Annotated in this window: 30 protein-coding genes; 26 read left to right on the top strand and 4 right to left on the bottom strand. The window is 43.4% G+C overall.

All coding sequences use genetic code 11. The features are described 5' to 3' along the window. The first annotated feature begins 28 nt into the window (after window positions 1-28). Together D8S93_RS16275 and D8S93_RS16270 are read left to right on the top strand one after the other, a co-directional pair. Window positions 29-988, top strand: a complete 960-nt coding sequence (locus D8S93_RS16275) for a diguanylate cyclase (RefSeq protein ID WP_193621634.1) — start codon at window positions 29-31, stop codon at window positions 986-988. Then, the gene (locus D8S93_RS16270) at window positions 985-1,977 is read left to right on the top strand and encodes a Solitary outer membrane autotransporter beta-barrel domain (protein ID WP_047009190.1); all 993 of its coding nucleotides are present in this window, start codon (window positions 985-987) and stop codon (window positions 1,975-1,977) included. The genes D8S93_RS16275 and D8S93_RS16270 overlap by 4 nt, the downstream gene beginning before the upstream one ends. A 24-nt stretch (window positions 1,978-2,001) precedes the next feature. Here D8S93_RS16270 and D8S93_RS16265 read toward each other — a convergent pair whose 3' ends face one another. Continuing rightward, window positions 2,002-3,240, bottom strand: a complete 1,239-nt coding sequence (locus D8S93_RS16265) for a GGDEF domain-containing protein (protein ID WP_053808401.1) — start codon at window positions 3,238-3,240, stop codon at window positions 2,002-2,004. A 254-nt stretch (window positions 3,241-3,494) separates the two neighbouring features. Here D8S93_RS16265 and D8S93_RS16260 point away from each other — a divergent pair, with 254 nt between their 5' ends. The 10 genes from D8S93_RS16260 to D8S93_RS16215 all read left to right on the top strand — a co-directional run bounded on the left by D8S93_RS16260 (window position 3,495) and on the right by D8S93_RS16215 (window position 13,400). Then, window positions 3,495-3,863, top strand: coding sequence for a late competence development ComFB family protein (locus D8S93_RS16260; RefSeq protein ID WP_005394489.1), 369 nt, complete (start codon window positions 3,495-3,497; stop codon window positions 3,861-3,863). Window positions 3,864-3,904: 41 nt separating this feature from the next. After that, window positions 3,905-4,186 carry an HlyU family transcriptional regulator gene (locus D8S93_RS16255; RefSeq protein ID WP_005394488.1) on the top strand — a complete coding sequence of 94 codons (282 nt, stop codon included), beginning with the start codon at window positions 3,905-3,907 and terminating at the stop codon, window positions 4,184-4,186. Window positions 4,187-4,621: 435 nt separating this feature from the next. Next, window positions 4,622-6,178, top strand: coding sequence for a Re/Si-specific NAD(P)(+) transhydrogenase subunit alpha (locus tag D8S93_RS16250; RefSeq protein ID WP_152814276.1), 1,557 nt, complete (start codon window positions 4,622-4,624; stop codon window positions 6,176-6,178). 8 nt (window positions 6,179-6,186) lie between these two features. Further along, window positions 6,187-7,563, top strand: coding sequence for a Re/Si-specific NAD(P)(+) transhydrogenase subunit beta (pntB, locus tag D8S93_RS16245; RefSeq protein WP_134645671.1), 1,377 nt, complete (start codon window positions 6,187-6,189; stop codon window positions 7,561-7,563). Between the two features lie 155 nt (window positions 7,564-7,718). Then, window positions 7,719-9,173, top strand: a complete 1,455-nt coding sequence (gene vxrA, locus D8S93_RS16240) for a sensor histidine kinase VxrA (RefSeq protein ID WP_005394482.1) — start codon at window positions 7,719-7,721, stop codon at window positions 9,171-9,173. After that, window positions 9,148-9,810: a response regulator transcription factor VxrB gene (gene vxrB, locus D8S93_RS16235; protein ID WP_005394480.1), complete on the top strand. Its 663-nt coding sequence runs from the start codon at window positions 9,148-9,150 to the stop codon at window positions 9,808-9,810. Before vxrA ends, vxrB begins: the two co-directional genes overlap by 26 nt. A gap of 6 nt (window positions 9,811-9,816) precedes the next feature. Beyond that, window positions 9,817-10,698: a DUF2861 family protein gene (locus D8S93_RS16230; protein WP_005394478.1), complete on the top strand. Its 882-nt coding sequence runs from the start codon at window positions 9,817-9,819 to the stop codon at window positions 10,696-10,698. A gap of 60 nt (window positions 10,699-10,758) precedes the next feature. Beyond that, entirely contained in the window at window positions 10,759-11,880 is a 1,122-nt protein-coding gene (locus D8S93_RS16225) for a conjugal transfer protein TraF (protein ID WP_012842270.1), read from the top strand. Between the two features lie 42 nt (window positions 11,881-11,922). Further along, window positions 11,923-12,084, top strand: a complete 162-nt coding sequence (locus D8S93_RS16220; RefSeq protein WP_005394474.1) for a YoaH family protein — start codon at window positions 11,923-11,925, stop codon at window positions 12,082-12,084. A 926-nt stretch (window positions 12,085-13,010) separates the two neighbouring features. Next, entirely contained in the window at window positions 13,011-13,400 is a 390-nt protein-coding gene (locus D8S93_RS16215; RefSeq protein ID WP_012842271.1) for a universal stress protein, read from the top strand. Window positions 13,401-13,502: 102 nt separating this feature from the next. On the opposite strand, the gene D8S93_RS16210 is transcribed toward D8S93_RS16215, so the two are convergent. Together D8S93_RS16210 and D8S93_RS16205 are read right to left on the bottom strand one after the other, a co-directional pair. After that, the gene (locus D8S93_RS16210; protein WP_152814274.1) at window positions 13,503-13,715 is read right to left on the bottom strand and encodes a hypothetical protein; all 213 of its coding nucleotides are present in this window, start codon (window positions 13,713-13,715) and stop codon (window positions 13,503-13,505) included. 306 nt (window positions 13,716-14,021) lie between these two features. Continuing rightward, on the bottom strand, window positions 14,022-14,861 hold the full coding sequence (locus D8S93_RS16205; RefSeq protein WP_152814272.1) for a LysR family transcriptional regulator: 840 nt from the start codon (window positions 14,859-14,861) through the stop codon (window positions 14,022-14,024). An 81-nt stretch (window positions 14,862-14,942) separates the two neighbouring features. Here D8S93_RS16205 and D8S93_RS16200 point away from each other — a divergent pair, with 81 nt between their 5' ends. Both D8S93_RS16200 and D8S93_RS16190 read left to right on the top strand, forming a co-directional pair. After that, entirely contained in the window at window positions 14,943-15,299 is a 357-nt protein-coding gene (locus D8S93_RS16200) for a hypothetical protein (protein WP_152814270.1), read from the top strand. 467 nt (window positions 15,300-15,766) lie between these two features. Beyond that, window positions 15,767-16,027 carry a hypothetical protein gene (locus D8S93_RS16190; protein ID WP_152814268.1) on the top strand — a complete coding sequence of 87 codons (261 nt, stop codon included), beginning with the start codon at window positions 15,767-15,769 and terminating at the stop codon, window positions 16,025-16,027. Between the two features lie 40 nt (window positions 16,028-16,067). Here D8S93_RS16190 and D8S93_RS16185 read toward each other — a convergent pair whose 3' ends face one another. Next, window positions 16,068-16,334 carry a helix-turn-helix domain-containing protein gene (locus tag D8S93_RS16185; RefSeq protein ID WP_005388732.1) on the bottom strand — a complete coding sequence of 89 codons (267 nt, stop codon included), beginning with the start codon at window positions 16,332-16,334 and terminating at the stop codon, window positions 16,068-16,070. A 142-nt stretch (window positions 16,335-16,476) separates the two neighbouring features. Here D8S93_RS16185 and D8S93_RS16180 point away from each other — a divergent pair, with 142 nt between their 5' ends. The 12 genes from D8S93_RS16180 to D8S93_RS16125 form a co-directional block, all read left to right on the top strand. Continuing rightward, a complete protein-coding gene (locus D8S93_RS16180) occupies window positions 16,477-16,668 on the top strand; it encodes a hypothetical protein (protein ID WP_005457445.1) in 192 nt (63 codons plus the stop codon). Continuing rightward, entirely contained in the window at window positions 16,665-16,961 is a 297-nt protein-coding gene (locus D8S93_RS16175) for a hypothetical protein (protein ID WP_140367336.1), read from the top strand. Before D8S93_RS16180 ends, D8S93_RS16175 begins: the two co-directional genes overlap by 4 nt. Window positions 16,962-16,974: 13 nt before the next feature. Next, window positions 16,975-17,325 (top strand): hypothetical protein, encoded by a 351-nt coding sequence (locus tag D8S93_RS16170; protein WP_140367337.1) that lies wholly within the window; start codon window positions 16,975-16,977, stop codon window positions 17,323-17,325. Continuing rightward, window positions 17,322-19,178, top strand: a complete 1,857-nt coding sequence (locus D8S93_RS16165) for a hypothetical protein (protein WP_152814266.1) — start codon at window positions 17,322-17,324, stop codon at window positions 19,176-19,178. The genes D8S93_RS16170 and D8S93_RS16165 overlap by 4 nt, the downstream gene beginning before the upstream one ends. Continuing rightward, entirely contained in the window at window positions 19,153-19,389 is a 237-nt protein-coding gene (locus D8S93_RS24845) for a hypothetical protein (RefSeq protein ID WP_162564178.1), read from the top strand. Before D8S93_RS16165 ends, D8S93_RS24845 begins: the two co-directional genes overlap by 26 nt. Window positions 19,390-19,392: 3 nt before the next feature. Further along, window positions 19,393-19,704, top strand: a complete 312-nt coding sequence (locus tag D8S93_RS16155) for a hypothetical protein (protein ID WP_152814264.1) — start codon at window positions 19,393-19,395, stop codon at window positions 19,702-19,704. Continuing rightward, window positions 19,697-20,242, top strand: a complete 546-nt coding sequence (locus tag D8S93_RS16150) for a hypothetical protein (RefSeq protein ID WP_152814263.1) — start codon at window positions 19,697-19,699, stop codon at window positions 20,240-20,242. The genes D8S93_RS16155 and D8S93_RS16150 overlap by 8 nt, the downstream gene beginning before the upstream one ends. After that, window positions 20,232-20,687 carry a hypothetical protein gene (locus tag D8S93_RS16145; protein ID WP_140094434.1) on the top strand — a complete coding sequence of 152 codons (456 nt, stop codon included), beginning with the start codon at window positions 20,232-20,234 and terminating at the stop codon, window positions 20,685-20,687. The genes D8S93_RS16150 and D8S93_RS16145 overlap by 11 nt, the downstream gene beginning before the upstream one ends. Next, entirely contained in the window at window positions 20,659-21,417 is a 759-nt protein-coding gene (locus D8S93_RS16140) for a hypothetical protein (protein WP_031380913.1), read from the top strand. The genes D8S93_RS16145 and D8S93_RS16140 overlap by 29 nt, the downstream gene beginning before the upstream one ends. Window positions 21,418-21,529: 112 nt before the next feature. Then, window positions 21,530-21,658, top strand: coding sequence for a hypothetical protein (locus D8S93_RS25290; protein ID WP_005457441.1), 129 nt, complete (start codon window positions 21,530-21,532; stop codon window positions 21,656-21,658). Next, a complete protein-coding gene (locus tag D8S93_RS16130) occupies window positions 21,658-22,485 on the top strand; it encodes a major capsid protein P2 (protein ID WP_152814261.1) in 828 nt (275 codons plus the stop codon). The genes D8S93_RS25290 and D8S93_RS16130 overlap by 1 nt, the downstream gene beginning before the upstream one ends. A gap of 9 nt (window positions 22,486-22,494) precedes the next feature. Then, window positions 22,495-22,708 (top strand): hypothetical protein (locus tag D8S93_RS16125; RefSeq protein ID WP_152814259.1); only part of this gene is annotated, 214 nt, incomplete at its 3' end.

Raw genomic sequence — 22,708 nt, 5'->3', positions numbered from 1 at the left:
AAAGACAAAATAAGAAATGGAACGCGTTATGCAACCGACAGGGACATCAATGCGAATCCTCCTGGTTGACGATGTTCAGCTAGATAGGATGCAGTTGGCTATTCGTCTTAAGCAACTTGGACATATTGTAAAAGCGGTGGGTAGTGGGCTAGAAGCACTAAACACCTACGAGAGTTTTGATCCTGAACTGGTATTACTCGATATATCGATGCCAGATATGAACGGTTTTGAAGTCTCTCTTCATATCAGAGAAACCTTTCCCGACTGGATCCCAATAATTTTCCTGAGCAGTCACGAAGAACCAGAAATGATTGCAAAAGCCATAGAGGCCGGCGGTGATGATTATTTAATTAAACCTGTAGATAAACTCGTACTGAACTCTAAGCTTATCGCAATGCAGCGTATTGCTCATATGAGACGAGAGCTTAAACAAGCGACAGCTCAATTGGAGAAAGTGAACCAACTTTTGACCCAGCAAGCGAATGAAGATGGCTTAACCAAGCTCTATAACCGTCGTTATATCGATCATAAGTTAGAATCGATGGTTGCATGGCATGGCCGTCACAACATGCCAATGGCTTTGATTTTATTAGACGTCGATTTTTTCAAACCGTTTAATGATAATTACGGTCATATAGAAGGAGATCGTTGCTTGCAAGCCATTGCGAACCAACTTAAAGCAACATTTTGTCGCTCTGGTGAATACGTAGGGCGTTATGGCGGAGAAGAGTTTGTGGTGTTACTGGGTTGCACAGACGCCCAAACCGCAGAAAGAGAAGCAGAACGTATACAAGAGGCCATGTATTTTCTGGATTACCCACATGAGTATTCTAGTGTGTCTAATAGAGTGACAGTGTCACAAGGTGTTTTTGTTTTTCAACCGACGGGAAAAGAGCAGCAGTCTGATTTGTATGCGACGGTGGATAGAGCGCTGTATACCTCAAAATCTTTAGGAAGAAATACACATACGGTGGTAAATACAAGTTGAAACAAGCTGTTATCAATAGTTATGCCTTAGCTACACTGTCACTTTTTTCATTATGTTCTAAGGCTAATTCGATTCAAGATCAAATACAAAAAGAGTATGAAAGGAACTTTGCTATTGGGATCGTTCTGTCAGATAGCGATGTCTTTACGGTAGGATTTCATGATTTCGATCCGAACGAATACTTCAACATAGATAACGAAGACATTGGTACTCAAGATTCGGTTGATCTCAGAAAGAAGATCGCTGTATCAACGCTACCATTTAGTTTTGATTTGTTTGAACAAGAGGGAATACAAACTCACTACCTATTAAATGGCCGAGTTTATGCCTTAAGTACAGAGCAAGATGTGTATGTAGACCAAAAAGGACAGATTCCAGATAAAAGTAAAGAGTTAGTCATGGGCGGATATATTGAGTTTGCTGGAGAAAAACACCTCACAGACAAACTAACGCTTAGTGGCGCAATCGGCTCACACTTAATGTACTATCAAAACGATTATAGTTATCGTAGTAATGCACTGAATGACCTAAAACCATTTCTAGAAGGTGTATACCTAAACACCAGTGCTTGGGCCGTTGTTGGAGAAGTCAACACAAAGCTCAAATACCTAGAGCATGAATCGTGGGGGAAATGGTACCTCTGGTCGGCTCCTCACTATTTTTATGGCACTGGCTGGGGTAAAGCAAATAATGGTGATATTGGCAATCCGGAAGGCTGGTATTGGGTCAATGGAATAAAGGTGTTTTATGATTTTACCCACATCGGAGATACTGTGCAGTCAGTGTATTCGAGCTTCAATCGAGTTGATATTGGTGGTGATACAAGAAAACCCATGAATACTGTACACTACTACGAAGCTAGTGTTGGATGGTTAATGACACCACCATTTGACTCCGATTGGATAGATAATATCGGGATCGGATTAACGATCAATTATGGCAGTGCGTTAAAAGGAGGAAGCTTAGTCTTGTTCTTTAATCAAGATTAGTCAGCTAACTTTCGCTCTGGGGTATTAATGAAGCCTCACGCAATTGCGTCCAGCTTTTTTCGCTTTGTAAAGCGCTTCGTCCGCTAACTTAATCACGTCCTGAGGTGCTTGACCGTTTTTGCTGTCGGCCGCTCCGAAACTTGCGGTAACAAAGACTGACTTTCTCCTCGAACTGTCGTTACCACGCTTTTTTTGGCCTTGTTTATGGTTATCTGGGCGGGATTCTTCATCACGTAAAATCATCTCATACTCTGCGATGGATTTACGTGCTTCTTCTAAAAACTCTTTACACTCATCTGCGTACTTGCCTTTAAAGACGATGGTAAATTCTTCTCCGCCAAATCGATATACTTTTGCGCCACCGGGAGTTTTAGTTAGACGCGAAGCGACCATTTTTAATACGTCATCACCCGTATCGTGACCGTAGGTATCGTTAAACTTTTTAAAGTGATCAACATCAAGCATTGCGATCGTGAACTTTTTGCCCATGTGTTTTAAGTCAAGGTCGAGTGCACGTCTACTCGGGATCCGCGTTAAGCTATCTGTGAAAGCCAATTGATGGCTGGCAGAGGCAGCATAAATAATGATAAGCAACCCCGTTAGCGTAAACATGGTGCTAGATATGTATTGCACATCAAAGAAAATGAATGTTGCGGACGCCAGCACCATTGCAGAGTAGGTCATCGCATGGATGATTTCATTCTTCTTTAAAACAAGAATACCGAGGAAGCAGACAATACCCACACAATATAAAACTAGAATAAAAGGCAGTTTAGAAACCGTAGGTACGATAAATAAAATGCCGCTTGTCCATTGTTCAAACCCACCTTCAACGTAATACGCTAACGTAAGATAAGACCAAAGAACGAACATCGTTAACATCAAGAGGTAAGTAAACATGGCTCTTGAGTCGAAACCGTCTTTGCTAAACAAAAATACCGCAAGAAAAGAAACAGGAAGTAGCGTGGCTAAAATGGTCAGCTCAAGTAAGGCTGTACCACTTTGAAGTGGAACTTGTAGCCTGTGCTGTATCACGAAATAGGCCAGTAACGTCGCTAAGCACACCATTGACTCCCGACCTTGCTTAAATGAATAGCAAAGGAGCAGTGCACAGCCTAACAGTATGTACGGCAAATTTGCGGCAATACCCCAGTTTGACTGAGTCATCTGAATGATGTTGTTCATGCTCGAACTCACTAATCCCAGCAACATAAATGGGAAAAGGAATCGAAAGCCTGATGAAGTCATTGATGATGAGGACATCTATTACAAATTGCCTGAAAATAGTTGATTATATAATTGGTTAGGTTAAGCGTTTCATCAATATAGATATTAATCTGCTATCGATTTTCATGCTTCGAGAACTAGCAAGAATACGTCTATTTGTTCATTTTCCCAAGTATTTTGGGAGACATTACGACAAAAAGAGAGAGATTGATTAAATTAAGAGCAATCAATAAGTTGTTATAAACAAGTCGTTGCTATACTTGTTTTCATAGAACAAGGGAGATTTGCCAATGCAGATAAGTTCAGATGTGCATAACTACATGGAAACACTTGTTGGACAAGTGCTCAGTTTGCCTCAGTTTGTAGAGCAGTATGACAACGAGCAGCTCGCAGATATTGCGTGCCTTGCACTTATTCAGCTTAAACCTGTCTATATTCGTCATGATATTGATTTTTTATCTTCGCTTCCGGAACAAAAGCTCACCCAATTTAAGCAAAGTGCGGATATAGCGGTGAAGAACGCGGCAGAAATGGTGAAAGAAGACCGGCGTAAAAACCGAGATCATGATGTACCTGTAATTTTTACCCATACCAGTTATGATGAAGACAAAGAATTGGACTGGTATGAAAAACCAATCCTCAATGTCAATATTAAGTGATACAAGCTTAATCTATCGATGAGCTTACCCAAGGAGGAACCGTGGGATTTTTTTCGCGTTTGTTTGGTGGTAGTGAAAAAACTGCTGAAGTAAAAACTGTGGAACCAGTTGAGTACAAAGGTTTCCTTATTTACCAAGAGAGCCTTTCAGAGGGTGGGCAATACCGCATTGCTGGTCGAATAGAAAAGCAATACGACGATGAGGTAAAAACGCATCGATTTATTCGTTCAGATTTGCTCGGCTCGGAACAAGATGCCAATGAACTTATGTTGAAGAAATCTCAAATGTTTATCGATCAAATGGGCGACAAAATCTTCGACTAACAATTCACCGCAACTTGATTCCAATCATCTTAAAAAGAGCCATTAGTGTATATGCTGATGGCTCTTTCTTTTTTAGAGCTTAAATGTTTGTTAAGTCAGCATTTAATTATGATCTGGTTAGACCTCAGTCTAGTAAGGCATGGTGTTGTTATTTTTCGTGCTCAGAGCGACAATCATTCATTACTTAGCGTTATATGTAATGAAATTTAGTATTTAAATTACAAAACACTTGAAGTAATGAGACGCGTTCGATACAAACAGAATAATAACAGGGCTGTTAGTCAAGGTGTTATTGTGCAAATGGGTGGCCCCAAACACCATCTTTCGTTTGCAATTGTCTTGCGTGGTAAACAGATAGAAATAAAAAAGAGTTAGAGTAGAGCGACGCTCTGTTTTGGGACTAATTTATTGATATGTATACAAGGAGTATGCGTTTTGCAAATCGGTGTACCTAAAGAGATACTTGCGGGTGAATCGCGAGTAGCTGCATCGCCGAAGTCGGTTGAGCAGTTAATAAAGTTGGGATTCGATATCGCGATTGAATCCCAAGCGGGGGTGCTTGCGAGTTTCGATGATGCTGCTTATGAAGCTGCTGGTGCGAAAATCGTTTCTAGTGAAGAAGTTTGGGCATCTGGTCTTATTCTAAAAGTTAATGCGCCAATCGTAGATGAAGAACAAGGCATTGACGAAATCGCACTACTACAAGATGGTGCAACACTTGTTAGCTTTATTTGGCCTGCTCAAAACGCAGAGTTGATGGAACAACTTTCAAGTAAGAACATTAACGTTCTTGCCATGGATTCTGTTCCTCGTATCTCTCGTGCACAAGCCTTAGACGCGCTCTCTTCGATGGCTAACATCGCTGGGTATCGTGCGGTTGTTGAAGCAGCTCATGAGTTTGGTCGTTTCTTTACAGGTCAAATAACGGCTGCCGGTAAAGTACCACCAGCGAAAGTATTGGTCGCTGGTGCGGGTGTGGCTGGTTTGGCTGCAATCGGTGCTGCGGGTAGCTTAGGAGCTATTGTTCGTGCATTTGACGTTCGCCCAGAAGTAAAAGAACAAGTTGAGTCCATGGGAGCAGAGTTCCTGACCGTGGATTTCCAAGAAGACTCTGGTTTTGGTGACGGCTACGCAAAAGAAATGTCCGATGACTTCAACAAAAAAGCGGCAGAGTTATACGCAGAGCAAGCTAAAGATGTTGATATCATCATTACAACGGCACTAATCCCTGGCAAACCTGCTCCGAAGCTGATCACCAAGGAAATGGTCGACAGCATGAAAGCGGGCAGTGTCATTGTTGACTTGGCAGCTGCTAATGGCGGTAACTGTGAATACACAGTGAAAGACCAAGTTATCATGACAGATAACGGCGTAAAAATTGTTGGTTACACTGACATGGTCGGCCGTTTGCCAACGCAATCTTCTCAACTTTACGCGACAAACCTTGTTAACCTTCTAAAACTGCTGTGTAAAGAAAAAGACGGTAACATCAATATTGATTTCGAAGATGTTGTTATCCGTGGTGTCACCGTGGTTAAAGAAGGTGAAATTACATGGCCTGCGCCACCAATCCAGGTTTCAGCGCAGCCGCAAGTGAAACAAGAGCAACCTGCGAAACCAGAGCCTAAAGTAGAAGAACCTACCTCTCCAACGAAGAAGATTATTGGTGTAGCCGCGGCAGTAGGTGCTTTTGCTTGGATTGCATCGGTTGCGCCGGCAGCGTTCCTTTCTCACTTTACTGTATTTGTTTTAGCTTGTGTTGTCGGCTACTACGTGGTTTGGAATGTTACCCATGCACTTCATACTCCGCTTATGTCGGTAACGAATGCTATCTCCGGCATTATTGTGGTTGGTGCATTACTGCAAATTGGGCAAGGTAATGGGGTCGTTTCATTCCTATCCTTTATTGCTGTATTGATCGCCAGCATCAATATCTTCGGTGGTTTCACCGTCACCAAGCGTATGCTTGAAATGTTCCGCAAAGATAAATAGGAGTTACAATGTCTGCAGGATTAGTACAAGCAGCTTACATTGTTGCTGCATTATTTTTCATCATGAGTTTGGCGGGGCTTTCAAAGCAAGAGTCCGCTCGTAATGGTAACTACTATGGTATCGCAGGTATGACGATCGCGCTGATCGCGACGATCTTCAGCCCTGATGCTCAAGGCTTTGGGTGGATCATTATTGCGATGGCGATCGGTGGGGCGATCGGTATTTTCTATGCGAAGAAAGTAGAAATGACCGAAATGCCAGAACTGGTTGCGATACTGCACAGCTTTGTAGGTTTAGCTGCGGTTTTAGTTGGCTACAACAGTTACCTTGATGCGCCAGAAGCAGCAACTCATGCTGAACATGTTATCCACCTTGTAGAAGTATTCTTGGGTGTTTTCATTGGTGCCGTAACCTTCACGGGTTCAATTGTTGCATTTGGTAAGTTACGTGGTGTGATTTCTTCTTCGCCGCTTAACCTTCCTCACAAGCACAAAATGAACCTTGCAGCGGTTGTGATTTCTACGCTTCTTATGATCTACTTCGTAAATGCAGATGGCAGCATGTTCGCTCTGATTGTGATGACACTGATTGCGTTCGCGTTCGGTTACCACTTAGTTGCTTCAATTGGTGGTGCTGATATGCCAGTTGTCGTTTCAATGCTGAACTCATATTCAGGTTGGGCAGCAGCAGCAGCAGGTTTCATGCTCGCAAATGACCTATTAATCGTAACAGGTGCGTTGGTTGGTTCTTCAGGTGCGATTCTTTCTTACATCATGTGTAAAGCCATGAACCGTTCGTTTATCAGTGTTATTGCTGGTGGCTTTGGTCAAGAGATTGTAATTTCAGGTGACGAAGAGCAGGGCGAACACCGCGAAACAACGGCAGAAGAAGTCGCTGAAATGCTGAAGAACTCAAAATCAGTAATCATCACCCCAGGATATGGTATGGCTGTAGCGCAAGCGCAGTATCCAGTGCATGAAATTACTGACGTACTTCGTTCAAAAGGTATTGAGGTTCGCTTTGGTATTCACCCAGTAGCAGGTCGTCTTCCGGGACATATGAACGTGTTACTTGCTGAAGCGAAAGTACCGTATGATATCGTTCTTGAAATGGATGAAATCAATGATGACTTCGCTGAAACAGATACAGTACTGGTTATCGGCGCTAACGATACGGTAAACCCAGCAGCTCTGGAAGATCCGAACAGCCCGATTGCTGGTATGCCTGTACTGGAGGTTTGGAACGCGAAAAATGTAGTGGTATTCAAGCGTTCAATGAATACTGGTTACGCAGGTGTACAGAACCCACTGTTCTTCAAAGAAAATACATCAATGCTATTTGGTGATGCGAAGGAAAGTGTCGAGTCTATTTTTAAAGCACTCTAACCATTCTTGATTTAAAACTATACAGGGTCAGCAATCGCTGGCCCTTTTTTGTTCCGTTTCAATGTTATAGTAATGCAAATCCTTCTGTTAGCAGATGTCAATTGCTTGTAGATTGATGTATAGTTTTGGCTAATGTAACAAGTGACGGTAACAGTTTGATTAAAAAGTTTTTGCTCGGTTTTGCAACTGTATTGCCGCTTTTTTCGGCACCTGCATTTTCCGATTCACTACCAGAAAGAATAGATACGTTTACAGAGCTATTTAATTATGAAGTAGCTCTTAAATCGTATGATATTCGTATTCTGCAATCAAATTATCCTACCAAGTTACTTGCGCCAGATTCGCTTCTGCCGCAAACGTCTGACTATCCGTTAAAAGATATACAACAGCTTTACAGCTTAGCGAATACTTGTCGTGGTAAATTGCCACTAAGTCCTTTAATTACTGAGCCGTTAGTATTTACAAGAGCTATCTGTAAAGGGACGCAACTGACACCACGTTGGTTTTCGCGTAGTGGCCTCATTCACCCTGGTGGTGGGACTTATGCTGCACGCTATGTGGATAAGTATCCAGAACTCAAACCCAAGCTTGCTCAATACATGCATATTAAAGAGCGTGACAATGAGGAAGGGGATGAGTTGTTAGAAAGCTTGAAAAACATGGACGACGACGCCATTAATGCTTTGATTGCAGGCGCGAGCATGTTTATCGAAGGTAACGAACTTTGGTTACGACGTGGTGACCGTTACTTTGTTTTCGAGAAAGATATCTGGGAAGAAAACGTCGCTAATGCGGGCCTGTCGTACGCTCTAGCGTCTCAAAGCAAAAGTTGCTTTGTTAAACGAGGCAATATTTGTTGGGATGTAGAAGATCACTCACAAGTTTTGCGGATCAGTATGATCATACTGGTAATCGCAAATATTCTTCTAGTGATTGGTTGGGCTGTATACCGCTGGAATAGTAAGCGAGAAGAGCTCCGTAGTAGAATGCTTGTATTGCAAATTTTAACGCATGAGCTCAGAACACCGATTGCATCTCTATCACTGACGGTTGAGGGCTTTCGCCGAGAGTTCGAGCATCTACCTGAAAGCGTATATGACGAGTTCCGCAGATTGTGTGAAGATACACGTCGTTTGCGTCAATTGGCAGAAGCGAGTAAAGATTATTTGCAATCTGATAACCAAATGCTTGCAACAGACTGGGTTCCGTCTGTCGCAGACTGGTTAGAATTTAAGATCGAAGAAGAATTTGATAGTGCCGTGCTTTTCAACATCAATGAAGATGTGGCTGCTAAAGTTAATGTGTACTGGTTAGGAACTTGTATCGATAACTTGCTTCGTAATGCGCTCAAGTACGGTATTGCACCAGTTGAATTGGATGTTTCAACTAGTGAAGAAAAAATAGTATTCCAAGTCCGAGATGCTGGTGGCCTAACGGCTAAAGATTGGGCAAATTTGAAGAAACCGTTCGTCAGTAAGAGCGGGTTAGGACTTGGGTTAACAATCGTTGAATCTATGGTAGGCCGCATGGGCGGAAAAATGTCCCTGATGGGACCACCTACAACCTTTATATTGGAGATACCTTGTGAAACAGACACTGCTTCTCGTTGAGGACGATAAAAACTTGGCTGATGGCCTGTTAGTAAGCCTGGAACAAGCAGGATATGAGTGTTTACATGTGGAACGTATTGCAGACGTAGAACCACAATGGAAAAAAGCTGACTTGGTTATTCTCGATCGCCAACTCCCAGATGGTGACTCTGTACAATGTCTCCCAGAATGGAAACAGATTAAAGACGTACCAGTTATCTTGCTAACGGCACTTGTTACCGTAAAAGATAAAGTTGCAGGCCTTGATTCCGGCGCGAACGACTACTTAACGAAGCCTTTTGCTGAAGCGGAACTCTTTGCGAGAATCCGTGCACAGCTACGAGCACCGGATTCAGCAGAGCAAAGCAGCGCTGATAAAGTGATCACAAAAGACTTAGAAATTGATCGTTCAACTCGTGAAGTTACCTATAAAGATGAGCTAATTACGTTAACTCGTACAGAGTTTGATCTACTGCTATTTTTAGCGTCGAACCTAGGTCGCGTGTTTACTCGTGATGAGCTACTTGACCACGTTTGGGGTTATAATCACTTCCCAACAACACGTACTGTGGATACGCACGTATTGCAGCTTCGTCAAAAACTGCCAGGACTGGAAATTGAAACACTTCGCGGTGTTGGCTACAAGATGAAAGCATAAGTCATAATGAAAACACTACTCCCCGTAGTTCTCTCATTAGCGTTAGTGAAACCAGTCCATGCAATGGACTGGTTTCAAACTAACACGCCTTTAACGCAGGCACATCAACACTTACTTGAAGATGATCTTGCCGGTATGTTCAACTCTCTTGTTGAACTGTGGCAAACGGAACCAAGTAAAGATTTGACTCCTCATCTCAATGACCTTCTTGGTCAGTCACTATCTAAAAACTGTGGCAAGTCTCTCACTGGTGTAACGCTGCCTGAATGGATAAGTGGCGTGAACGTTATTCGTCAGACCATCCAAAGCCCTGGGCGAGATACATTTAGGTTAGTGATCAAGCTAAGAGCTACAACTGACATCGAAAATATTTCATTTAATCGATGGGTGGATGATTCTATATCCGCAGACAGTTCATTCAGTTATGAAGAACAGCCGAGCGGTACGGAATTAGCCAATGAGCGTAGTTATTCGAAACGCTATAACCTCACGGGTAAGCTTGAAGCAGGCTTGTATCACTTAACTATTGTTTCTAAAGATAAACAAGAGTATCGAACTTGGGTAATATTAGGAGATTCCAATTCTTCGCAATATGTTCGTTGGACATCTAAAGAGAATTGGAAAGTAGAAAAGAGCGCACTTCGTAATCCCCATTGTCCATTACCGCAACTTGAAGTTGGTTTATATGACTACATTGATGGTCAATACGAGCAAATGTGGAAAAAGACTTACGAGTCTAACTATCCCAATTCACTAGAGCTTGCGGGTGTCCCAAATGATAGATACGTGCTAGCAGTGAGTATCAACAGTCGTCGTTGGCAGGGCGATATAATTGTTGAGCAAGCTCAAACTATTAGCCGAACCTATGATCTTTCCCAAGAAGAATAGTTAAAGAAATACCATTTGTGCCGATAAAGGTTCAGGAAGAACCAAAATCACAAGTGTAGTATGAAAACCAAATATAAAATTCTAGCCACCTCTGTTGCCACCACACTTTTCGCAAACGTTGCTTCGGCTGCCACTTATGCGATAGAAGCTCGTAGCGATGCGATGGGTGGCGTTGGTACGGTATCAGCAACTTATCTGACTGCTCCTTTTTTCAACCCCGCACTTACTGCAATTTATCGCCGAAACGATGATGCAGGAATGATCGTGCCAAGTTTTGGTGGTAACTACGATGATCAATATGATCTTGTCGATGAAATCGAACGCATCAGCAAATTGACTGATGTCGATGAAATCAAAAAATCGATGAATGCCATAGATGGAAAAAAAACTGACTTTGATCTTGGTGGCGTTGTCGCTATAGGTATTCCTAATAAATTTTTATCTGCAACTGCATACGGTAAGTTATACACTGAATCATTCGTGCAACCAAAAGTAGATACGTCAGGTACTAATCCGTTAGACGATAGCTACGTACAAGGTGTTTCTATTGGTGTTGCTGAAGCAGGTGTATCACTTGCTAAATACACCAACTTTATGAATCAACACCTTTCATTTGGTGTTACGCCTAAACTTCAGCGTATTTATACGTACTCTTACGCCACGAGTTTTCAGAATTTCGATACTAAAGACTTACGTGAACATGAAACAGCGGAAACGATGTTTAACTTGGATGCGGGCGCGCTTTGGTTCTTTGGCCCATATCGTGTCGGTATTTCAGCAAAAAACTTGATCGGAAGAGATGTTAAAACAAAATCGTTCATGTATGGCAGTGATACGATTAAATCATACGAATACAGCATGCGTCCCGTATATACGGTCGGGGCAGGGATTGTTGCCGATTACTTTACTATGAGTGTCGACTACGATCTTAATGAGGAAAAACGTTTTTCATCCTTCGATGATAATACGCAAATGATTCGAGCTGGTATTGAATTTGATATCTTGCGTCAAATGGCGTTGCGAGCGGGTTATATGAAAAACTTAGCTCGAAGTAGCGACGAAGGTACCATTACTGCGGGTATTGGACTGTCTCCACTTAAGTTGATCGAATTAGATATTGCTGCTCAGTACACGAACGAGAACGCAATGGGGGCATCAATTAATTTCCTTGCGACCTATTAATTGAATCGTTATAGTCTGCTCCTCAAAATGAGGAGCTTTTTTATGTTTGACGATTTACCCCCTCTATCTCACCAAGAGCAACAACAAGCTGTAGAGAAAATTCAAGAATTGATGGCGAAGGGCACAAGTACAGCAGAAGCCATCAAAATTGTTGCCGAACAGATTCGATCTGAGTACGCAGAAAAACAACAGCAACAAAACTAATTAATTCATATCAGGGCTTTGGCCCTGTTTTTTTGGTCTCATATTATCCTCAAATATTTTCACACCTTAACGTAGTTACGTCGTAACGCTATCTCTATACCTTTCAATTTATTCAACTTCCTCTATTCTGTACTAATTAATTGGTAAAATTTTACTTGTTTAAGTTAACCTTGATGCGTTCTGGCTTGAACGAATATGGGGTGAAATACTGTTTTTAAATTAAAATGAATAAATTCAGTGAGTTGTGTTGGTTTTTTGTATTGTGCTTATATTTCGGTCATGCTTTTGTGTAATTAAATTACAAGGCGGTGATTGGGCATTTTTTCAAGTAGAGGATTATGCTGAAAAGATAAAAAAGACACGTTGTAACAGAAAAATAAAATCTGAATATAGTTATATAGTTGACGTTATAGAGACAGTAAGTGCTCGCAGACGTATGTCGGTCTTAGGTTGAACATAGGAGTGTTGGACTCTGTTTTAACTCTAAATCTTGTCTTTAATTCAGTGTTGTCTATGAAAATGACTCTTAATCTTGATCGATGGATTACACGAAGAAATTACTTATTGCCAAGTGGTTTTACTAAACTAGGCGACGTTGTAATTAGGAATATAAAACAAGCTGCAATAGAAATTGACAGGGTTTAGAAGCATAGTGACGGCGTAACGTGGGTTTGTTTGCGTTAGTTACATAGTTATGTACATCTTAAGGAGGGAGAACAAAATGGGCCACATATCAATAACCGGTTCCTAAGTCACTAGTTGACTTCACGAGCCTTCAATGGCTATTAGATAGCTGATCGCTCGGCTGTTTCCACATTCTTATATCAAACTCCAATATTTTCATGAAATATGAGTTTAGACATTGCATTCGCTCTTAGTGAACTAGACTTACTATAAGCACATGAAAACTAACTAGGAGAGAAAGAATGAGTTACAAGCACGTTTTAGTCGCTGTTGATTTATCTCAATCTAGCCAAGTCGTTATCGAAAAAGCAATAACTCAAGCAAAGAACTCGAACGCCAAACTTTCATTCGTTTATGTGGATGTTGATCGTGTGATCATGGAGCCGAAAGAAGAACAAAAGTTGCAAAAGGAGCTACAAGAACTCGCTGATAAATGCCTATATCCAGTACACGAGACGATGGCAGTTATCGGTGACCTTCATATCAAATTGTCGGGAATCGTAAAAAAAGAGGGAATAGACCTAGTTGTCTGCGGTCATCATCATAATTTATTGAGCCGTTTCTTTTCATCGGTACCAAGGGTAGCGAATGAGGTTGAAGCGGATTTATTGATTGTTTACTTGGATGAGTGACAGTAACGCAGGTTTGTGCCGCATCTTTTGTAATCGCGTTTTTCGCATATTAAAAAGCCGAACGTTTGCGTTCGGCTTTGCGTATGATTGATAACAAAATAATTAACCAGGAATGGCAGATGCCTCTTGGGATAAAACAGATGCAGACTCTGCGTTTGACTGCAAATCAAAATGTACGTTAACTTGCACACCTTCTCGCTCAAAAGTGACATCATCAAAATCGGTCATAGCGATTTTGAATCCATTTCTAGCAAAAAAGCCAGTCACCATAGTTCGCTGCTTAATTTCTAGTGCAGACGCGAGTAGCTTATCCATGGCATTCTCCTTGGTTATTGTGGGGATATGGGTAGAAGATACACGCAGAACGGTATGAAATCAATTTAATATAAAGCTGCTTTCGATTAAATTTTTAATGTAAGTCAATCTATTGTTTAACCCACGTGATTTATTCCACGCAAAGCCTTGATAATGAAACGGTATAGCATCTCATGTTGTGATAACAAGCATAAAGATGAGGATTTTCATAAATGCCTAACGAGGCTCTTTGAAACAATACGTTACAAAGCTTCTCGCTAGGCCTCATGAGTTATCAAAGGAAAATTATTAGCCTGAAAAGCCATCCTAAAGTGATTCATTTTTCAATATTTTTGATAACTCAGACCTAATAAAAGTAGATATTTCAGCTAGCGTTCTTGGTAAAGGGTTTTGATAAGGGTAGGCGATATACATGGAGCGTTCTATATCAAAATTTTGTGAAATTTGGATATTGTTGTCTATATGGTTACCTTTTACAAGGTAATTTGGAATGACGCCAACCCCAACCCCCTCAGAGACAAAGTTTATTAAAATAGAGGTGTTATCAACTTCGATAACGTCAGTGTACTGCTTTTTAATTGATTCCTTATTCGAGTGATTCTTGTAGATTAATAGCGTGTTGTTATTGGCATTGTTAACTGTAGATATTAAAACATCGTTATAATCACCGATTTTATGTGCAATCAGAGTGTCATCAATAATATTATTAAGCCTAATCGCTAAATCTACGTTGCTTTCTAATAAATTCTCAACATTGTTACTTGATGATATTTCAAAGTTCACTGCTGGATATCGCTCTTGTAAGCCTTTAAGAACAGAGCCAAAAATAGAAGAGGCTATAGAGTTGGGCATTGTAATTTTAAACTTTCCATTAATGCATTCACTCAACGAGCTAGCTCTGTAATTTAACTCCTGCAAGCTCTCTAACGTTTTGATGGCAAGCTCTCTAATGCTTTCACCATGATCAGTTAAAACGAGTTTTCTTGTTGTCCTGTGGACGAGTGTTACACCAAGTTGTTTTTCTAATGCCGCTAGCTGCCTGCTGACTTGAGCTTTCGACTTTCTAAGTTCTTTTGATGCCTCTGTAAGAGAGAGGTGTTTACAAATGGCTGCAAAGCAGATCAGCTCATTGTTCATCAATTCCATGATTGTTACCTTTTTGCAACTCTGAGTCACGTTGTCTTTTAACGGGAGGGAAAGTATAACTTGCATCAACGGAGGGGGACAATGATATTTAAAAGCCGTCATGAAATAATGGCAGACTACTATATTAATAAAACCATATTGGATATTAAGTTAAACAAATATCCTGAAAAAATTAACTCAATCGACTTAAATAACGAAACGGAAAATTTAAAAATAAAAATTCTCTCTCGTGAAATTACTAAGTTAGATTCAGGTGATTTAATTGTCGATTGCGCATCATTGATAATGACTCATTCAAAATCGACAAAAGCAATAATAAAGATCGAACTTGAAAATCATTCTTTAAATTATAAAGTTAAAAATGTGAGAATATTTAAATATGAAGACTGCAATACAAAATTCGAAAAGATCTGTTTATCAGAAAGGTACATTGTATAGAATAATAAATAATATTAGTGCTTTGTATACAAAATCGTTAGTAAAATTATTTGGTGAAGAGTTGAGAATCCATCATTGCAAACATAAAATTAATGTAAGAACCACTAGCGAGTTGAGTGAACATATGAAGAAAGATCTAGGTATAGATTGAAAAGTAGAGAGTTTACGTTCCTATAAAGCTAATGTAATAATTACACTTTTGGGGATGAACAATACGTGCCCATAAGTGAGAACATTGATTTTTCTTATCCTTTCGATAACTTAAAACATAAGTTATCGAAAGGATGTAATGAGATTTGAAGACAACGGTTTTAAGTAATCGTTAGGTTGCTTATCTGATATAACTTAAACACTAGCTCATGCCCAGCAGAGTTAGTATCAGAACTTCAAGAACGCCAGTTTGAACTGATAGAGCAAGTAAGTCACGGTTCAAAGATCTTTTTAACTCAGAAAGTTGCAGAGAAATTATGGAATATCCAATCCAACTGTTCGTCTACTTGAATGAGCAAGATGCAGAACCAACGTGCATGGTGTCGAACGTAACCAAAGATACAGTGCAGGAACTTAATCAGCTACACGGTTTTAAAGTTGATGACTGGTTCTTATCAAGTGGTCGCTGTGGTGAAATCGAAGTTCACGGACCATACAAGGCAGCTGATGAAGCTTGCAAAGCAGCAACAGCCAAATACGGTGTAACTAAACTGACTTCACCAATGCTAATCTTTTAACCCTTAAGTTCGTATTATGTATAAGCTGGTAAATGAGAGGTTAGGCTGGCGCCCCTGCTTGTAAGGCATTGATTAGGCGGGGGTTTATAGACTTATCTTCGAGTAAACCGTATACCACATCTTGATCATCTAACCCCAATAAGTCGGCGATTTTAAAGGCAATTTCCCAATCAAGAACACTGCGACCATTGCGGTAATTGCTAATTCTACTTGTGCCAACGTCCAAAACTTTAGCTAACTGATAGTCAGAGGTAAGCTCTAACTGGGTTTTCAGTCTATCTAAAAGCACATTTGTGTAATTAGTCATGTTCCCGCATCCTTTCGCAATATTGTTAAATTTTAGTGGATAGTCTGGCTTCTTTCACTACCGCAAGCCACTTGCGTGCTTAAAAAGATTTCCTTAACGTTATTTTTGAGACAGGAAATCAATAGCTTGCGGAGGCTACAACATGGAACGTATCGTTACCGACCCAATTCACTTACCTTGCCCAGATATGGCAGGGTGTACCAATCCTGACCCAGCTAAAACAGCAAACTCACTTCTTAAGATTGCACAATTACGAGAAAAGTTCGCTGAACAATTCCCAAAGAAGAAGCAAACCTACATTCCTACACGTTTTCGTCAGGGGGTTGTAGCATGAATTTGAGTATCTGGAAAACGCGCCGCAATCAGCGCCAACTTGTTGCATCACAGTGCAACGGAACTCATATTTACTTCGACAGTTTTGAGCTTGAAGCCGTTGAAGCCTCTCTTTGGCTTTATCAGGGTATGACGCTTGTTGCTTGTATTAAAGCGAAAGACGCCACGCTCGCTGATATTACTAGCGCCGCTCATCGCATGGCGACACTTGGCGCGCAAAACAACGGCCAACCACTACACGAAATCCGCAAGCAAGATGAAGCGCCCCAAGTGGGCGCGGATTCTTCCTTATAGGGAGACTTTGAGCATGAGTCTACCCCCTAAAGGACACCGCTACCTATGTTCTAGCTGCGGTCATGAATTCCTCAAGCACATTAAGATTTTTGATATTGCACCATGTACAACGACTTGTACTCAGTGCGATAGAAAAGCGGCTGAACTTGTTTTCGACACCATCAAAGAAAAGCACGAAGCACAACGCGTTAGTGTAAGGCGTGCAGGTAACTGCATTTCTGAAGCCTCGAAAGAAATAAGCGCTTGTATCTCAGTGGAGCAAGGCGCATTTGGGCAGAAAGTTCGTATTGATAAAACCAGTTTAGACATGGCACTAAACAAGCTTGCTCGCGCTGGTCAATCTTTGGAGAACTTACCAAAATGAGCCATCTTTATGACGTGCAATCGCCACGCGAATTTACCCAACTTTTAAGCCCGCATGATGTGGGCTTTATTACGGCGTTAGCGCAAGACGTTACCGTTACTGAGAAAAACATTGCCGCTGTCGAAAGCGGTTTTTTTAGTGCTCCAAACCGTGATTGGATGGAAAGTGAACTGCAAAAGTTCAAATCGTTTGACCAAATCCACCATTTACGCACCTTAAAAAGTGCTGAACTTGGGCGCGAAGCGCTGGACGAAGTCCAGAAAAGACTAGGCTCGTCAAAGGGCGCAAAAGTCGGACACGGAAAACGCAAGCAGATAGACCGCTTAATGACCCGTTCTCGACGTCTGCCGCCGCGCCATAAAACGAAATCGTTTTGTGGCGACAACGTGACCGATGAATATCGGGCACGCTCACAAGCGCAAACAGGTTGGATTCGTAACGAAAACAACCGCCTCGAATGGCAACCGATTGGCACTAGCCGAGCGTATTTGATGTCCCGTGGTTGGGCGCAACAGATGAAAATGCAGGTGAAATACCATCCAAGCCCGTCCGAAGCACCCGCGCCGCAAAGTGGTGAACGTTTCACTGACAAACTAAACCCTCGCGCTGTAAAGAAAATCTTTGAATCGGGCGCGTATGTCGCGGCGTGTCATGGTGGGTTTAGCACCTTTCTCACTCTGACGTTTACTCAAAAGCAACGCGACCGCATTTTTGGTGGCGAAGCGGTCACGGATGAGGGGCTGCCATATTGCCCAATCCAAACCACGATTGGTGCCGAGGTATCCCGTTTTCTAAATGGCCTCAAGAAAATGTACCAACGTGGGTTTGAATATTCCGCAAGCGAGGCGGGGTCACTTGGGTTAGACGGTGACAAAGTCAAAGTGAATGGCCGAATTGGCCGCCCGCTTAAAGCCGCTTGGAAAGATGACGACGGCATCAAGCACGTTAAAGAAATTCATGGACCAACCGCCAACCCGTTTGATTTTCATTACATTTGGGTCGCGGAATCTCCGGCGAATGAAGATGGTGAACCTAATCCCCATGTGCATGTGCTGCTGAATTGGCGAGTGGAACAGCACCACTTTGCAGGATGGGCGAACCGCATCGAGCAGCTTTGGGGCAATGGCATGGCACATCTGGAGAAAATCAAATTCAGCGAAGCGGCGGCGGGCTACCTCATCAAAGCCGTAGGTTACGCGGCCAAAGGCGATAACGCCGATCAAGGACTGATAAAAGGCAATCGCTACAACATCGCACGCTGTAGCCGTGCCCCTGATTGGGATGTATTGGCATCGTTCGAAGTGGACAACATGACGGGCATCATCAAAGAGTGCGGTTACATGTTGGAGCAATGGCGCAAGCCGATGCAGCGAGAAATCCGACGCAAAGAAACCAAAAAGCAAGATGCGATTCGCGCTATCGACATCAACCGCAAACAAGGCAATCACGATGCGGTTCAAAAGCTTAACCATTTGATTAAGAAGCTAGACCACGAAGCACGCCAGATTCGCAACCAAATCAAGAGTCGCGGCACGTTCGCCAGTAGCTTGAACCAATTTTCTATCGTGTTTGAGGGCGAAAAATCCAAACACAAGGCGGGGGCGTTTTTGTATTGGGCACGCGGTGCGCGTGGTTGGTCGATGAAGTGTACCGCCGAGCGTGATGGTAATGATTTGACGTTAACTCGTGACGACGCCACCGACCTTTACAAAGAACAGTTTGAACGATTTCAACTACGACAAGCCGACTGGAAAAATCAGTTAGCACAAGAGCGGCCGCCAGAGCCGGACATCAACTTAATCAAGAGCAATGATATGGCGATTTACCATGATTATTGCCACTACGTTCATTAGCCCGTTTGGGCATTGCTTGCGACAACGATTTCAGCAACTAGGTAAGGACAACCCAATGAGCAACATCGACAAAATCACCCAAGAAATGGAAGCCGAAGTGAAGCGCAGCAAAGGCGGCGTGTTTTGGCGTCTCATGTTGGTCTGGATGAAGGAAGTCAACAAACAGATTCAGAACAAACCAAACACCGATGAAGAACTAGCCGAGGCTTAAACAATGGAAATGCTATCTCTTAAAGAATGTCAGCAAGCAATGGCCGCGCTCGATGCGGCCGACAAACTCAACGCCAGTGTCGAAAAGGAGTTGAGCCAGTTTAAAAACATGGACACCAACGCGATTATCAAGCGCGCAAGCAAGATGCTCATGACGGGTAACTTTTCGCTTGAAGCGTTCGGGTTAAATCCGACGTTGTTCGACCAAATCGAGCAGCTTACCAAGCTCAACAACAAGGTGCGTGAAAAGTATCGCGGTTGTGTCAAAGGCAACATGCAGCAATTGGAAACAATCGAGGCGACCGCCGATGAGTAAACATCCCAACCCAATTCGCGGGCACGTATCGTGCCCCGTTTGTAGCTCGGCTTCAACCGTGCATCGCGTCGGTGAGGGCAAGCTCATTGCCGAGGGCGAGCCAACCAAAAACGGGCGTAATTTAGGACTGCTGTATTACAAGTGTCCGAGCTGTGGCAACAGCCCAATGAGCAAGAGCATTAACGCTTTTGTAGAAACCAACATGGTTGACTCGGTTGAACAGCTAGAAGTGAGTGACGCCGTCACAATTGAGGCTGAATCGCCAACGGTTGAACCAGTGGCCGAAACCGTTGCAAGCACTGATACGCCTAGCGTTGCGGCTGCTGACCCAGTGGAAGCGCCAAGCGTTGAAACCGAGTCACCAACCGAACCGGAAACCGTTCCAACGCCCGTTAAAAAGCCGCCGTTTCCGGTTAAAAAAGTCTTAGCGGGGATAGCCTTTGTCGCTTTGCTGATTTGGGCGATTCGTCAACTGATGCCAACCAAGAAACCAACCGAACCAGATACCGAGCAAGGGGAACCAATCAATGCAGGATGAAATTGAAAACCAACCAGAACTGGACGATTGGGGCGACTTTTCCGCGGTTATCAGCGGGCTGGAACAAACCGAAGTCAGCGAGTTAACCGACTTACCAACCGAAGCGGCCAACGACGACAACCACCAACCCGCGGGTGAAATGTTCGAGGGCGCATTGTCGGTGCTGTTCACCATTGCCGAACAAGCGACGTCGATTATTTCCGGTGTGGATTTTGAGTTTGACGAAAAAGGCAAAGCGGCGGTGATTGATGCGGCGTTGCCTGTGTTGGAAAAGCACAGTGATAGCGTGTCGTCGATGTTTGGTGATTACATGCAAGAGGCCGTTTTAGGTTTGGCGGTGTTGTCGCTGGTCTACAGTGCCAAGAAAACCATGGCATATCAAAAAGAACTATTAGCCATCGAGGAGGAAAAACAGCGTGAGCAAAAAGAAAAAGACGCCGCTTAAATTCCCCAATCCGGTCAACTCCAATCCGTCACACGATGCCGAGCATGTCATTTACGTGGCGGGCACGGGCGGGGGTAAAACCTCCGCAGTTAAGCACTTGGGTTTAGTGCCAAAAGCCGCGCAAGCGGTTTTTTTTGACCCATATCGCAACTACGCGGGGGCGAAATTCCGCGGCCAACAATGTCTTGAAACCAGTTCTCGCGTGGCGTTTGTCAAAGCGTTGGTGATGGCACGTAAACGCGGCAAGTCGTTCAAACTGGCGTACATTCCCAAAGATGGCGCGTGTAGTGAGGAACTCGAATTTTTCAGCGCGGCAGTGTGGGCGGTGGGTAATGGCGACGCCAAACAACTGCATGTGATCATCGAAGAGCTTGCAAGCTGCGTGGAAACGTCCGGCAAACTCAAAGGCAAGGCGGGCGAATTGTGGCGCGGTGGGCGTCAATATGGGCTTGTGCTGCATTCGATTTTCCAACGCGGGCAAGAAGTCCCCAAGACCGTCACCGAGCAATCGCCTGTTTGGTGGATTGGTGCGGTGAACTCAATGGCCGATGCACGATGGCTCGCGGATAAAAAAGGCTTGTGCGTCGATACCTTGGCGGGGTTGAAATCAGCCAAGAACAACAAAGCCGCAATTGGCAAACCCATTGCTGAATATTTATTGGTTCGTGACGGTATCGGCAACGTGGAAAAAGGCGCATTCAACTGTCTAACCGGAGCACTTCAACGTTAAATCCAACCTATAGGTTAACCACTTAACCTATAGGTTGCGTCCGCTTTCGCTTCCTCTCAAATCCCTGTTTCATGAAATCACTTTTTAACCGTGTACAACCGAAAGGGACAACATGAAACAGCAACACAAAAACCTACTGATGGCACTGATTATCACGTTAATCGTGATTGCCGCTATCAACAATATCAGCGTGCTAAACCCAGTGCGTGAAACTCTTAACGGCGAAAATGGGTGGTTCTAATGGAAGCACTAAAACAACCTTTTAACCCGCGTCCACGTGAGCTTGACCCTGTTGAGGGTGTGAACTGGGGCAACCAAGCCACACTGCGCTTGGTATCGGGTCCTACTTACCAAAACATTGAATTGGTGACGGACATTCTCGATGCGGCAGACATTGAGCGCATCACGGTGAAAGTGAACGGCCGTGAAATCGTCAACGTGACGGGTCAAGACCTTATCGACTTGCAAGAGCACAAGAAAGAATACGTGCAAGCGGGTCGCTACGTGCTGAACTTCTCCGATATGTCGATGCGTACCAAACTGGGTATCCGTACAGGTGAGCTTGTGACGCTGCAAGGCGAAATCTGGTTTATGTACATCCAGCTAAAAGCCAAAACGGGTACCGCGGCACCAATGATTCGTGCTCGTGCTCATACCACGGCGGCGCAAAGCCAACGCATTTACATGCCGCGCATCTATTCCCAAACGTGGTACGCCGCATCGAGTGGTCGCACGCCGTTTGATTTTGCCGAGCGTAGCGCGGCGCTGTCTATCAAGCGTTTGCACCTCAAAGACAACACGATTGAACGCGTTCGCGTCCTGCGTGATGAACGTGAAGAGCTCAACGTCAACAAGGCCGATAACGCCTACGACTTAGCCGCGGCAGGTCGTGAGCAGAATGCGGGCTTCTTCTCGATGGACTTCACGCGTTGCGGTTTTGGTAGCGAAGCACGTTTACCAACGGCGGCCATGAAACAACTGGCGTTTGAAGTGGAAAAAACGGCACCGGGTAGCATTCCGGTTCTGATTGAAGCCATCGAACAAGTGGCGGTGCCTACCGCGCAGTAAGGGGGCGTTATGGCGCAAGAGCAAAGCATGTGGGGTTCCATTTGGGACGGCGTCTTAGAAACGGGCGGCGAACTGATGACCGACGTTACCGACTTGGGCAAGGACTGGCTTGGCGTGAAGATTGAAAACGAAGCCGACCGCGTCCAGTCGAGTAACCCAGATGAACAGCGAAAGCACAATAACGACTACCAACAACCCACGGGTGAGCCTGTGTACACCTCCG

Origin of the sequence: Vibrio sp. VGrn 2 (assembly GCF_009361695.1) — a bacterium.
Taxonomy (GTDB): domain Bacteria; phylum Pseudomonadota; class Gammaproteobacteria; order Enterobacterales; family Vibrionaceae; genus Vibrio; species Vibrio diabolicus.
This window is presented reverse-complemented; position numbering and strand designations above follow the sequence as displayed.